Raw genomic sequence first — 11992 nt, forward strand, 5'->3', positions numbered from 1 at the left:
ACCAGAGATGAACTTGCAAATATTTAAAAATTAGTCCAAGAACCCAACAGCGTTGGACTAAAAAATATGTAGCCTTAGGAATAAAAGGTTTATTGACTGATCAACTTAAGATTATTAAGTCAAGAATAATAACTTCAGAAATTCATCAAGATTTAAAAGATAGTGTTAATTCTAGCACGACACCTTTTTTAGGCTATTGGGAAGCTAATTCATGGCTATATGAGCAATATGGAGTGGATGTTAAATATCATTTATTGCGCTATTATTTGATACAGTATTATAAGACAAAACTTAAAAGCACTCAAAAATCCCATTATAAAAAAGATGTGGAGGCTGAAAAAATCTTTTTTAGAGACTCCCTAATGAGTTATATCAGATTAAATTAAGTCGAAATATAGATAAGTTTGACTCCGTAAATTTATTTTTCAGGATGAAGCAAGATTTGGAATGATGAACCATTTAGGCTCGTATCTTACAGCATCAGGAATCAAACCCATAATAAATTACAATCATGTTTATAAAACAACATACATCTACGTAGGCTACAAGTCAATTAATGAAGATAGTTTTGTTTGGGAAGTCAATGGCACGAATACAAATATTTAGAACACAATAGTCAACCTAACTTATTGTATTTAACCAAATATTAAAGAAGAAATGAATACGTTCAAAATAGCAAAACCCTTACTATCAGTATTATTATTTTAGGAACATCTTTGGATTACATAATAGGAATTTTGTTTTTTTATGATGAGAGTTTTAGACTCCAATTATATTCATTAGTAAAGTTAAGCCACAAAAACTGATAAAAAACCTTTGAATTAGCATTATAGCTTTATTTCCACTGCTTTTTATGTTTAATATAGGAGGGAATGGGCAAGTTCCTTATTTGCATTGTACTTAAACTAGTTTTTAAAGTTTCACTTAATACTTCTATAATTTTGTTACACCTAAACAAAAAAATCCCCTTAAATATGATTTAAAGGGCTTTTTTAAATGTAATGAATACTTAGTTATGCTTCAAACGGTTGAATATGAACAAAAGATTTATCATTTTTAGTTTTCTTGAAATGTACGATTCCATCAACTCTAGCATGTAATGTATGGTCTTTTCCAGCATATACATTGTCACCAGGATTATGAGCAGTACCTCTTTGTCTCAAGATAATATTACCTGAGATAGCAAGCTGTCCACCGAAAATCTTAACGCCTAAACGTTTTGATTGTGATTCTCTTCCGTTTTTTGAACTTCCAACACCTTTCTTATGTGCCATGATGTTTAATTTTTAAGTTTAATTTACTTTTTACTTAATAACTCAATGAGTTCTGCTTTTTTCAAAGCAGAGTATCCTTCTAAGCCTTTTTCTTTAGCCATTTCTTTTAGCTCAGCAACAGTGTGCTCACTTAAGTCTGGGTTAGCTTCATTGGCCTCAGCATTCTTCTCCTCTTTTTTAGGTGAAGCAGTGACATTCTTTTTTCCTCCAGAAACAGAAATACCTTCGATGTGAATTTCTGTAAGATACTGGCGATGACCATTTTTCTTACGGTATCCTTTTCTTCTTTTCTTTTTAAAGACAATAACTTTGTCTCCTTTCAAGTGCTTAACGACTTTAACGTCTACAGAAGCACCATCTATAGCTGGGGCGCCAAGAGTAATGTTGTCTCCGTCTGAATGTAAAAGAACTTTATCGAAGGATACGTTAGTACCTTCATCTTCTTTTAAACGGTGGACAAACACTTTCTGATCTTTCGCAACTTTAAATTGCTGCCCTGCTATCTCTACAATTGCATACATAGTGTTTATTTATTTTGTTTTACTAAAAATAGTTTGCAAATATAGTACTTTAAAAATAAACGAGCAATAAAAATACCCGAAGCCTTAATTACTCTTTAATCTTGTTTTTAAAGAGTTGCATAAAGGAAAGAGTTAAGACTATAGTTGTCGCTAAGCCTGATAAAAGTACTGTAAAAGCAAAAACACCAACACCGGTATTATAAGAATTAAAAAAATTCTCTGCAATTTTACTTATAAAGTCAGGGTCAATTTCAGTAGCATAAACAGCCATAAAAAACGTAAAGATAATAGTCGCCAAAAAACCAGTGACAATCCCAGCTTGAAATCCAGTGGTGTAATTGTATTCGGATTTCTTTTCTATTCTTTTATAACGAATGGACTCAAAAATAGCAAAACCAGTAATAACTCCATTAAATATACTAAATAAAGGATTGATATGGAGGTTAAACAATGACAGCACCAAAAAATAAGCAATTAATGACGAAGTCAACGCTATGCCAAATCTTACGGATAATACAAATCGATTCATGAATATGTTTTGTTTGCTAATATATTAAAATTACTTGTAGATAGGAATTTACTGTTAAATTAATAAAGTCTTAAGGATTTATTAATTTATTTATAAATCCTAATTGTTGTAACAATTTGCCTATTTTTAGACCAATTATTTACAACTAAAACAATAAAAAAATGACTAAAACTATTATGTTATCTTTTTTTGTATTTTTCATGACTTTAGCCCATGCGCAAAAGGTAGAATTTACAGAATATAATTTAGACAATGGCTTGCACGTGATCTTGCATCAAGACAACACAGCGCCTGTTGTAATTACATCTGTTATGTATGATGTAGGAGGAAAGGATGGACCACGAGACCGTACTGGTTTTGCCCACTTTTTTGAACATTTGTTATTTGAAGGTTCAGAAAATATTGGACGTGGTGAATTCATGAAAATCATACCTGCCAATGGCGGGACCTTTAATGCGAACACTTCTCAGGATAGAACGTATTATTACGAAATCTTCCCTTCTAACAAGTTAGAACTTGGCTTATGGCTAGAGTCAGAACGCATGCTTCATCCCGTGATCGATGAACAAGGGGTTGAAACTCAAAATGAAGTCGTTAAAGAAGAAAAACGTCAAAGCTACGACAGACCTTACGGAAAGCTATTGGAAGTCATAGGAGAAAATCTTTTCGAGGCCCATCCTTATATGGATACTAATATAGGAAAAATGGAGCATCTAGACGCGGCTACATTAGAAGAGTTTAATGCTTATTTTGATAAATATTATGGACCAAACAATGCGGTATTGATTGTTGCTGGAGATATTGACAAAGAAAAAACTATTAAAATGGTGAGAGATTACTTCGGTGAAGTTAAACCAAGACCTGAAGTAAAAAGAGATTTCCCTAAAGAAGAGCCAATAACAGAAACTAAAAAAGTGACTACTTATGATGCAAACATTCAAATTCCAGCAGTGCTAGCAGCTTATAGATTACCTGGTCAATCAACTAGAGATGCTTTTGTATTGGACATGATTTCTGCTTACTTAAGCGGTGGTAAAAGTTCTGTGCTTTATAAAAAATTAGTAGATGAGAAGAAGCTAGCATTACAAGTACAGGCTGTTAATTTGGGTCAGGTTGATTATAACATCTTTGCACTATTCGCACTCCCGCAAGGTGATGTTGCTTTGGACACCCTTTTAGATGAAATGGATGAAGAAATTGCAAAAATGCAAAATGAATTAATTTCTGAACGTGACTATCAAAAGCTTTTAAATCAGTTTGAGAACCAATTTGTAAGCTCAAACTCAAGTGTTGCTGGTATTGCAAGCTCATTAGCTACATATTATATGCTATATGATGATGTGAATTTGATAAATAACCAATTGGATTTATACCAATCTATTACCAGAGAGGAAATTAGAGATGTGGCAAAAAAATATTTGAGCCCAAATCAGCGTGTAGAAATTGAGTATTTACCAAAAAAAGAAGATAACTAAGATGAAAACATTAAAAATAAAATTAGTCACTTTTATAGGTGTTGTTTTGATAACACTTGGAGCCAGCGCTCAGATCGACAGGTCTCAAATGCCAGAAGCAGGTCCAGAACCAACGATTAATTTAGAAAAACCTAAGGAATCTAAATTAAAGAACGGCATCACTGTAATGGTGGTTGAAAACAATAAGTTGCCTCGTGTATCTTACCAATTAAGCATAGATAATAAGCCTTTAGTAGAAGGAGATAAAGCTGGTGTAGCTAGTTTATTATCTTCTATGCTAGGAAATGGAACGACTTCTATTTCTAAAGACGATTTTAACGAAGAAGTAGACTTCTTAGGCGCTAGTATCAACTTTGGATCTAGTGGAGGTTTTGGTAGTGGATTAAAAAAGTATGCTGATCGTATAGTTGAACTGATGGCAGATGCCACTATAAATCCATTGTTAACAGAAGAAGAATTTCAAAAAGAGAAAGATAAGCTTGTTGAAAATTTGAAGACTCAGGAGAAAGATTTAAGTGCAGTTTCTAGTCGGGTTGTTAGTGCGTTGGCTTATGGTAAGGATCATGCATATGGTGAATTTATTACAGAAGAAACAATAAACAATGTGACTTTTCAAGATGTCAAAGACCTCTATAAAAAAACTTTTGCACCTAATAATGCCTATATTGTGGTAGTTGGAGATATTGAACCAAAAGAAGCCAAAAAGCAAATCAAAAAGTACTTTGGAGATTGGAAAAAACAAGATTTATCAGAAGTTTCAGATCCAGAATTAACTGAAAATGTTTCCACTACAGAAATCAATTTCATCGATTTACCAAATGCATCACAGTCTGAAATTTCAATCACAAATAATGTGAGTTTAAAGCAAAGCGATGAAGATTATTTTGCAGCATTGATGGCCAATAATATTCTTGGTGGAGGAGGAGAAGGCTATTTGTTTAAAAACCTTCGAGAAGACAAAGGCTACACCTATGGAGCTTACTCTAGTTTAGGAGCAAGCCGTTATGGTGTATCTAGATTTGATGCTAGTGCTAAGGTTCGTAATGCTGTCGCTGATAGCGCTGTTGTAGAGTTTATAAAAGAAATTGATCTTATTCGTACTGAACCAGTAGATCCTGAAATTCTTAAAAATGCAAAAGCCAAGTATGTCGGGAATTTTGTAATGGCTTTAGAACGTCCACAAACCATTGCTAATTACGCGCTTAACATTAAGCGGAATAACTTACCTGAAGACTTTTATGCAAACTATCTGGAAAACATCAACAAGGTGTCTGCGGAAGATGTTCTAGATGTGTCTAAAAAATATTTTAAAGTAGACAATGCCAGAGTAGTTATTGTTGGTAAAGGCAGTGAAGTGGTTGAAAACTTAGATAGATTAGGATATCCAATCCAATATTTCGATAAGTATGCTAATCCTATCGAAAAACCTGAATTCAAAAAAGAATTGCCTGAAGGCGTCACTGTAAGTTCCGTTTACGACAGCTATATAAAAGCTATAGGAGGAAATGATGTTGTTTCTACATTTAATAACATGATGATGAAAGGGAATGCCTCTGTGCAAGGGATGAGTATCTCTTTTACCCGAAAGCTGACCAAGGATGGAAAAATGCTTGAGCTTGTTCAAATGAATGGAAATACATTATCAAAACAAGTTTTTGACGGTGAAAAAGGCTTCACTGCAGCTCAAGGTCAAAAAACAGACTATACAGAGCAACAAGTAGAAGATGCTAAAATCATGTCTGGCTTATTTTCTGAACAAAAAGTTTCAGAGTCTGCAGAGCTTACTGGCATAGAGTCTATAAATGGTGAAGATGCTTATGTGATCAGATTAACTGAAAACATAAGAGAGTTTTATAGCGTAGATTCTGGGCTAAAACTAGCTACAGAAACTACAGCAGAACAGATGGGTCAAAAAATGACGTCTAAACTTATGTATAGCGATTATACAAATAAAAATGGAGTTATGGTTCCTATGATGTTAAGTCAAGATTTAGGACCACAAACTATTGACATTAAAATAGAAGAGGTGACATTTAATGATGGAGTTACAGCTTCTGATTTCGAATAACCTATTATCTTTTAAAATTAAAATCCCGCCAAACAGCGGGATTTTTTAGTTAAGATCGTAAAAGCTGAACAGCTTTTACGATAAGGCTTTCTACAGTGGTTTTACTCGAAACATAAACACGTTTGGAATGTTCTCTAGCCAAAGTGGCTGTCGTATTACCAATACAGATTAAATTAGAGTCTAATGAGGCGTTTAACTTAAATAGGCTGTCTACACCAGAAGGACTAAAACATAAGACAGCATCAAAGGATCTATTGAACTGCATAGGAATTAAGTGTGTCTTATACACGAAAAACTCCTTGAGACTGATACCCGATTCTCGAAACATGTCTGAGAGTTCTGGTCTGCGCTGTTGACTTCCAAAAAAAGTGAAAGAGTTGTTGTGATAATTAGTTAGGATTTTCTCGGCAAGTTCTTTGGTGTTGTTGGCTTTGGCTTCAACTAAAAAACCATTATTTTTGAGGTTTAAGGCTGTTTTGTCTCCTACACAATAACATTTTCCGATGGAAAAATGTTTTATTAATTCTGCCGCTTTTTGGCTAGTAACAATAGCATGAGGATAGTGATCTTTATAGCTCTCCTGAGCAAGTTCCAAAACTTCTATTTGGATAGCGTTATACTCAATAAGACTTAGGCCAGCATTAATTAATAAATTCTTTTGGGGTGGAGTTAATATTTTAGTAGAGAGTACAGAAGGCATATTATAAGATTTCACGAAGGCTTTTCATAAGTTTTCCCCCGCCTTGCTTTAAAACATGTTCTGCACAACGTTTACCAAAACCCTCAACTTCATCTATAGAGATCACTTCATGAATAGTAAACGTCTGTTTGCCATCTAAGCTAAACAGTCCGGCTCGAAAATTAATTTCTCTATCTTTTATGGTGGCTAGAGCGCCAATAGGCGCTGTGCAGCCTCCCTCGAGTGTTTTTAAAAATTCGCGTTCTACTTTTACAGCTAGGGCCGTATCGGTATGATTGAGTTTTTCTAAAGCTTTTCTACATACCGTATTATGTTCCATAGTAACGACAAGCATAGCCCCTTGAGCAGGGGCAGGAATCATCCAATCTAATTCTATGTGATTGTCTGGCTTTAGATTAATACGCTCCAAACCTGCAGCTGCAAATATGGCTCCATTCCAATCGTTATTTTGAAGCTTTTGAAGGCGAGTATTTACGTTACCTCGTAAATTTTCTACTTTGTGTTGAGGGTATTTCCTCAGCCATTGTGCTTTTCTTCGTAAACTTCCGGTAGCAATAGTTCCTTTATTTTCCAAAAACGATAAGCCTTTGTGAAGAAGAATATCACTTGTGTTGGCTCTTGGTAAAACAGCACCCTCTACAACACCTTTCGGAAGGGCTGTTGGCACATCTTTCATCGAGTGGACTGCAATGTCGATTTCTCCTTTTACAAGGGCTACATCAAGTGTTTTTGTAAAGATTCCAGTAATGCCCATTTCGTAAAGCGGTTGATCAAGATTAAGATCTCCGGTAGATTTTACGGGCTTAAGAATAGTGGAATATCCTTGACTTTCTAACAGTGTTTTAACCTCATGGGCTTGCCACATGGCTAACTCACTGTCGCGAGTACCTATAGATATAGTTTTTGACATGGTAGAGTTAAGTTATTTTGAATACAAAACCAATAAAGAATTAGTCGGAATCCAATTCAAATACTTTTTTTAGTAAAGCGATACTGTCTTCCGTGGAACCGTTAGCATTTCTGAGATGACTTGCAAAACTCCGAGTAATCTTGTGTATGACACGATCACTGATAATTTCAGCCTGCTCTTTATCGAATTTTAAATTCTTTTTACTTTGGTAATCGAGTTCTTCTTCCTTAAAATTCTTAAATTTTTCTTTCAGTGCTTTGATGGTAGGGGCAAACTTTCGAGTGTTGAGCCATTCATCAAATTCAAATCTCACTTCTTTTATAATCGCTTCAGCTTCTGGAATATATTGTCTCCTTTTAGAAAGCGTTTCATCCGTAATTTGAGACAGATAATCCAAGTGGAGTAATTTTACATTGTCCATACCTTGAACGTCTTCAGCAACATTTTTAGGAATAGAAAGATCTAAAACAAGAAGTTCTTTTTTGGGGTAAATCAATTCCTTTGTAATTGTTGGAGTTTGAGCACCTGTGGCAACAATAAGGATATCTGTAGATCTTATTTCTGACTGTAATTCTGAAAAATCTTTAACGATAAGGTTGAATTTACCAGCGATTTCTTCAGCCTTATCTTTTGTCCTATTAATTAAGGTAATATTCTTATTGCTCGTATGTTTAACTAGGTTTTCGCAGGTATTTCTACCGATTTTACCAGTCCCGAACAGCAATATTTTTTTGTCTGAAACACGACCGATATTGTCTAAAATATACTGTACTGAGGCAAAGGATACAGAAGTTGCTCCAGAGGATATTTTTGTTTCATTTTTGATTCTTCGACTTGCTTGTATGACCGAATTTACAAGGCGCTCCATAAAAGGGTTGACCATTCCTTGCTTTTTGGATAAAGCAAAGGAAGATTTTATCTGACTTATAATTTCAAAATCACCAAGAATTTGACTGTCTAAACCGCTTCCAACTTTAAACATGTGTTCTATCGCCAATTCATCTTTGAGCACATACCCATTTTCAGAAAATGTTTCTTGATCCCCAAGACTAAATTCACAAAGCAAATCGATCAAGATTTTTTCTTGATCTGCAAAGGCGTAGATTTCAGTTCTATTACAGGTCGATGAGGTGACAACAGAATCAAGACCAAGGGATTTAGCTTTATATAATAAAGCCTTTCTTTGATCTATATTGAGATTAAATTTTCCTCTCGTCTTAGCATCCGCTTTCTTATAGCTAATACCTATGACATAAAAACTTATATGTTTAGAAACGTTGTATTTTTGCATTCTTTGTTCCAAAATTATGGAATACAAAAATATGGCATAAGTCTAGTAAAAAGTAACGCTCAAAGTTCCTTTTTTGTCGTTTAATGTATTTTTATTTGAAAACTGATAATTATCAGCTTTATTCAGTATTTTTGTAATGAATATGATGAATTGGAGAGGTTTTAATTAGAACGATTCTAAATAGAAAACAGGAAATTATGGCATTGACGTTTGAAAAAAATAACGCTAGAGGTTCAGAACAGTTTATAGAGATTGAAGAGGGAATATCTATCTTATCTATCAAAAATGAATCTGAAGTTGAAGAGTGTATCACCCATTATATTGGAGCGGATTTTATTCAGTTTCACTTTTGTGTAAAAGGGGAAATAAAATTCAATTTCAACGAGGGTAATTATGTTTTGAATATTAAAGAAGACTGTTCTTTGCTATTATATAATCCAGAGCGAGATCTTCCCATCAACTTAGTGGCTTTTCCAGAATCTTGGTCGGTATCTATTTTAATTTCCATCCAGAAACTCCATACGTTATTCTGTGCCGAAGCTAATTATATCGACTTTCTAACCGAAGATAATCGCGACAAGAAGTATTATAAGGAAGTGAGTGTTTCTCCTGCTATGGCTGTAATTCTAACTCAGATTTTGAATTTTAATTTACATCCCTCAGTAAGAAAGATTTACCTAAAGGGAAAAGCTTATGAGCTTATAGGACTTTATTTTAATCGCCCTGCGGAAGCCGACATAGAACAATGTCCGTTTCTAGATGATGAAGACAATGTAAAAAAAATAAAGCTAGCCAAAGAGATTATCCTTCAAAGAATGGTGGAACCTCCAACACTTAGAGAACTTGCTGATGAGGTTGGCCTAAGTTTAAAAAAACTCAAAGAGGGATTTAAAGAAATATACGGCGACACTGTTTTCTCTTTCTTATTCGATTATAAAATGGACTACGCCAGAAAGTTACTTGAAAAAGGACAGCATAACGTTAATGAAGTCGGTTTACATATTGGTTACAGCACAGCAAGTCACTTTATAGCGGCTTTCAAAAAGAAGTTTGGAACTACACCTAAGAAGTATTTACAAGGTTAACTTTTATCTAAGGATCACTCGTTTGTTGATAATTTGAAACCCAGTTAATATATCATGACAATACCGATATCCTTCCAGATCAATAAAGTAAGTCTCCACAACAGTTCCTCTAAGGTCTTTTAAACTTCCCTCCAAAAGAAAATAAAGGCTTGGGGAAGTATATAATGGAATTTCAGTTTCAGCTTTTGTATTGATGAATATATTGTAAGATTTGAAGTTGTGCTTTTTCGTGTTTCTTGGTTGGATTTTAATATGCTTTAGCTTTTTACCCTCAACCATAGTATCTTTTACTTTGTCTACACGAAATTTCATTCTAGCTTCTAAAACTGATACAGCATCAAGAGGAACTCCGTTCATGAATCCCATTAAAACAACATTTGCTTCTAGAAAAGCAGATTTTTTAAACTCATTAAAAGCGATATAACTACCATATTTTGTAAAGTCCACATATAAAATATCACTTTCAGAATTGTAAAAATTCATAAATGTGGTGTTGTCAGTATTATGGCTATAAAAAACTTTATCTTTAATAATAGTCCCAATAGCATGTTGACATTCTAGATGTTCAAACTGATGTAGTCTATTAAAAAAGAATTTATCTTGACTATATAAAGAATCAACAGCCAACAGAAATAGAATTACAACGTATATTTTAAAAAGCTTCATGAGTCTTATTTAACTGAAATATATTTTGAATCTTGTTTATAAAATCTCCAAGGGAGGCTTGCATCCTCTTCTGCATAATCAATGCCAATTCTTGTGGTCTCGACAATAGATTCTACTTTAACTCCGGGGTTGTCTATCCAGATGTCTTGGCCAAGGACACTTTTAGCATTATGAGATTTTGTAATCCCTAAAGCTTTTGTCACATTACCAGGGCCAGAGGTTAAGCTTTTTTCAAGTTTTTTTTTATTCCTGCGCTCTAGCATTTTTTGGAGGCCTTGTATAGGTTCAATCGCTCTAATCAAAATAGCATCGGCATTGCCGCTCGTGTTGGTTACAATATTAAAAAGATGATGAATACCATAGCATAAATAAACATAAGCGATACCTCCAGACTCGTACATCACTTGAGTTCGCTTTGTAAATCTACCCAAATGCGCGTGGCATGCTTTATCACCTTGCCCAGCATAAGCTTCGGTCTCTGTAATAATACCAGAAGTTAATACTCCGTCAATAGTGGTGGTTAGCTCTTTTCCAATTAAGTCTTTAGCAAGAGCTACTACATCAGGATTTTCAAAATAATTTTTTGAAAGAGGTTGATTCATTATGCTGTATTTTATCTCAAAATAGTTAAATTTAGGGTCAAACTTAATTTTTCTATGAAAACTTTAATTTTATGTTTGATAATTTCAACCTGTATGGCACAAGAACAACTGATTTACGATTTTAAATCCAGTGAAAATCCAGAGGACTGGACCATTGTGAATGATGGAGTCATGGGAGGATTATCTACAAGTTCAATAAATTTAAACGCAGAAGGCCATGCCGTTTTTTTAGGTAATATCTCTTTAAAAAACAATGGAGGCTTTTCCTCAGTAAGGCATTTCACCAACATTAGTGATGTAGGAGATTATAAGTACATCAATTTAAAGGTGAGGGGAAATCCTTCAACTTACCAATTCAGATTAAAGAAAAAAAGGGGGGATTACTACTCCTATGTGAACACTTTTGAAGTGACTCCCACTTGGAAAACAATGAAGTTAGAAATTTCAGAATTTTATCCAACTTATAGAGGAAGAAGCTTAGATTTACCCAACTTTGAAGCTATGTCCATAGAAGAAGTCACCTTTTTAATAGGGAATAAAGTTGTAGAAGAATTTAAATTAGAAATCGATAAGATCTTCTTATCCAATTGATGATATATGAAAGAGTCTGACAAGAAATTTGTTGAAAACTGGGAGCGAATAAAAACGCAAGGAAAAGGAAAATATATTACCAAGCATGGAGTTGGTTTTGGAGTTATTGTATTTGCTTTAAATACGGTATTAACTTATTGGGGAAACTGGGAACAAATGTCAAATACAGACTTTTTTATCCAACTCTTTATCTCTATTGCTGTTGGTGGGGGAATTTACGGAGCGTTTTCTTGGTTTTTAAATGATTTTATTTACCGTAAAAAACTAAAAGAAGGATAAC

Annotated in this window: 14 protein-coding genes; 6 read left to right on the top strand and 8 right to left on the bottom strand. The window is 34.0% G+C overall.

Annotated elements, in window-relative coordinates; genetic code table 11:
* Window positions 1–92 precede the first annotated feature (92 nt).
* Window positions 93–386 (top strand): hypothetical protein, encoded by a 294-nt coding sequence (locus CXF67_RS10120; RefSeq protein ID WP_102088635.1) that lies wholly within the window; start codon window positions 93–95, stop codon window positions 384–386.
* A gap of 627 nt (window positions 387–1013) precedes the next feature.
* Here the strand turns inward: CXF67_RS10120 and rpmA are convergent.
* The 3 genes from rpmA to CXF67_RS10135 form a co-directional block, all read right to left on the bottom strand.
* Window positions 1014–1274 (bottom strand): 50S ribosomal protein L27, encoded by a 261-nt coding sequence (gene rpmA / locus CXF67_RS10125; RefSeq protein WP_102088636.1) that lies wholly within the window; start codon window positions 1272–1274, stop codon window positions 1014–1016.
* 23 nt (window positions 1275–1297) lie between these two features.
* Window positions 1298–1795, bottom strand: coding sequence for a 50S ribosomal protein L21 (rplU, locus tag CXF67_RS10130; RefSeq protein ID WP_102088637.1), 498 nt, complete (start codon window positions 1793–1795; stop codon window positions 1298–1300).
* An 88-nt stretch (window positions 1796–1883) separates the two neighbouring features.
* Complete coding sequence (locus tag CXF67_RS10135; protein ID WP_102088638.1) at window positions 1884–2324, bottom strand: DUF4199 domain-containing protein; 441 nt, start codon at window positions 2322–2324, stop codon at window positions 1884–1886.
* A gap of 161 nt (window positions 2325–2485) precedes the next feature.
* On the opposite strand from CXF67_RS10135, the gene CXF67_RS10140 reads away from it, so the two are divergent.
* Window positions 2486–3799 carry a M16 family metallopeptidase gene (locus tag CXF67_RS10140; RefSeq protein WP_102088639.1) on the top strand — a complete coding sequence of 438 codons (1314 nt, stop codon included), beginning with the start codon at window positions 2486–2488 and terminating at the stop codon, window positions 3797–3799.
* A 1-nt stretch (window position 3800) separates the two neighbouring features.
* Window positions 3801–5867 (top strand): M16 family metallopeptidase, encoded by a 2067-nt coding sequence (locus tag CXF67_RS10145; protein WP_102088663.1) that lies wholly within the window; start codon window positions 3801–3803, stop codon window positions 5865–5867.
* A 49-nt stretch (window positions 5868–5916) separates the two neighbouring features.
* On the opposite strand, the gene CXF67_RS10150 is transcribed toward CXF67_RS10145, so the two are convergent.
* The 3 genes from CXF67_RS10150 to hemA are packed head-to-tail and all read right to left on the bottom strand — an operon-like array spanning window position 5917 to window position 8768.
* Window positions 5917–6567, bottom strand: coding sequence for a uroporphyrinogen-III synthase (locus CXF67_RS10150; protein ID WP_102088664.1), 651 nt, complete (start codon window positions 6565–6567; stop codon window positions 5917–5919).
* A gap of 1 nt (window position 6568) precedes the next feature.
* Window positions 6569–7477, bottom strand: a complete 909-nt coding sequence (gene hemC, locus CXF67_RS10155) for a hydroxymethylbilane synthase (protein WP_102088640.1) — start codon at window positions 7475–7477, stop codon at window positions 6569–6571.
* Between the two features lie 40 nt (window positions 7478–7517).
* On the bottom strand, window positions 7518–8768 hold the full coding sequence (gene hemA, locus CXF67_RS10160; RefSeq protein WP_102088641.1) for a glutamyl-tRNA reductase: 1251 nt from the start codon (window positions 8766–8768) through the stop codon (window positions 7518–7520).
* A 197-nt stretch (window positions 8769–8965) separates the two neighbouring features.
* Here hemA and CXF67_RS10165 point away from each other — a divergent pair, with 197 nt between their 5' ends.
* Entirely contained in the window at window positions 8966–9853 is an 888-nt protein-coding gene (locus CXF67_RS10165) for an AraC family transcriptional regulator (protein ID WP_102088642.1), read from the top strand.
* 3 nt (window positions 9854–9856) lie between these two features.
* Here CXF67_RS10165 and CXF67_RS10170 read toward each other — a convergent pair whose 3' ends face one another.
* Both CXF67_RS10170 and CXF67_RS10175 read right to left on the bottom strand, forming a co-directional pair.
* The gene (locus tag CXF67_RS10170; RefSeq protein ID WP_102088643.1) at window positions 9857–10519 is read right to left on the bottom strand and encodes a hypothetical protein; all 663 of its coding nucleotides are present in this window, start codon (window positions 10517–10519) and stop codon (window positions 9857–9859) included.
* Between the two features lie 5 nt (window positions 10520–10524).
* Window positions 10525–11121, bottom strand: a complete 597-nt coding sequence (locus CXF67_RS10175) for a DNA-3-methyladenine glycosylase (protein ID WP_102088644.1) — start codon at window positions 11119–11121, stop codon at window positions 10525–10527.
* Between the two features lie 93 nt (window positions 11122–11214).
* Here CXF67_RS10175 and CXF67_RS10180 point away from each other — a divergent pair, with 93 nt between their 5' ends.
* Together CXF67_RS10180 and CXF67_RS10185 are read left to right on the top strand one after the other, a co-directional pair.
* Window positions 11215–11712, top strand: a complete 498-nt coding sequence (locus CXF67_RS10180; RefSeq protein WP_102088665.1) for a CIA30 family protein — start codon at window positions 11215–11217, stop codon at window positions 11710–11712.
* Between the two features lie 6 nt (window positions 11713–11718).
* Complete coding sequence (locus tag CXF67_RS10185; protein ID WP_102088645.1) at window positions 11719–11991, top strand: hypothetical protein; 273 nt, start codon at window positions 11719–11721, stop codon at window positions 11989–11991.
* The last annotated feature ends 1 nt before the right edge of the window (window position 11992 follow it).

It is taken from the genome of Psychroflexus sp. MES1-P1E, assembly GCF_002836055.1.
Taxonomy (GTDB): domain Bacteria; phylum Bacteroidota; class Bacteroidia; order Flavobacteriales; family Flavobacteriaceae; genus Psychroflexus.

What these genes read in the sequence shown, in the direction of transcription:
- rpmA (WP_102088636.1), bottom strand. Translation starts at nt 1,274, where the DNA reads ATGGCACATAAGAAAGGTGTTGGAAGTTCAAAAAACGGAAGAGAATCA.
- rplU (WP_102088637.1), bottom strand. Translation starts at nt 1,795, where the DNA reads ATGTATGCAATTGTAGAGATAGCAGGGCAGCAATTTAAAGTTGCGAAA.
- CXF67_RS10135 (WP_102088638.1), bottom strand. Translation starts at nt 2,324, where the DNA reads ATGAATCGATTTGTATTATCCGTAAGATTTGGCATAGCGTTGACTTCG.
- CXF67_RS10140 (WP_102088639.1), top strand. Translation starts at nt 2,486, where the DNA reads ATGACTAAAACTATTATGTTATCTTTTTTTGTATTTTTCATGACTTTA.
- CXF67_RS10145 (WP_102088663.1), top strand. Translation starts at nt 3,801, where the DNA reads ATGAAAACATTAAAAATAAAATTAGTCACTTTTATAGGTGTTGTTTTG.
- CXF67_RS10150 (WP_102088664.1), bottom strand. Translation starts at nt 6,567, where the DNA reads ATGCCTTCTGTACTCTCTACTAAAATATTAACTCCACCCCAAAAGAAT.
- hemC (WP_102088640.1), bottom strand. Translation starts at nt 7,477, where the DNA reads ATGTCAAAAACTATATCTATAGGTACTCGCGACAGTGAGTTAGCCATG.
- hemA (WP_102088641.1), bottom strand. Translation starts at nt 8,768, where the DNA reads ATGCAAAAATACAACGTTTCTAAACATATAAGTTTTTATGTCATAGGT.
- CXF67_RS10165 (WP_102088642.1), top strand. Translation starts at nt 8,966, where the DNA reads ATGGCATTGACGTTTGAAAAAAATAACGCTAGAGGTTCAGAACAGTTT.
- CXF67_RS10170 (WP_102088643.1), bottom strand. Translation starts at nt 10,519, where the DNA reads ATGAAGCTTTTTAAAATATACGTTGTAATTCTATTTCTGTTGGCTGTT.
- CXF67_RS10175 (WP_102088644.1), bottom strand. Translation starts at nt 11,121, where the DNA reads ATGAATCAACCTCTTTCAAAAAATTATTTTGAAAATCCTGATGTAGTA.
- CXF67_RS10180 (WP_102088665.1), top strand. Translation starts at nt 11,215, where the DNA reads ATGGCACAAGAACAACTGATTTACGATTTTAAATCCAGTGAAAATCCA.
- CXF67_RS10185 (WP_102088645.1), top strand. Translation starts at nt 11,719, where the DNA reads ATGAAAGAGTCTGACAAGAAATTTGTTGAAAACTGGGAGCGAATAAAA.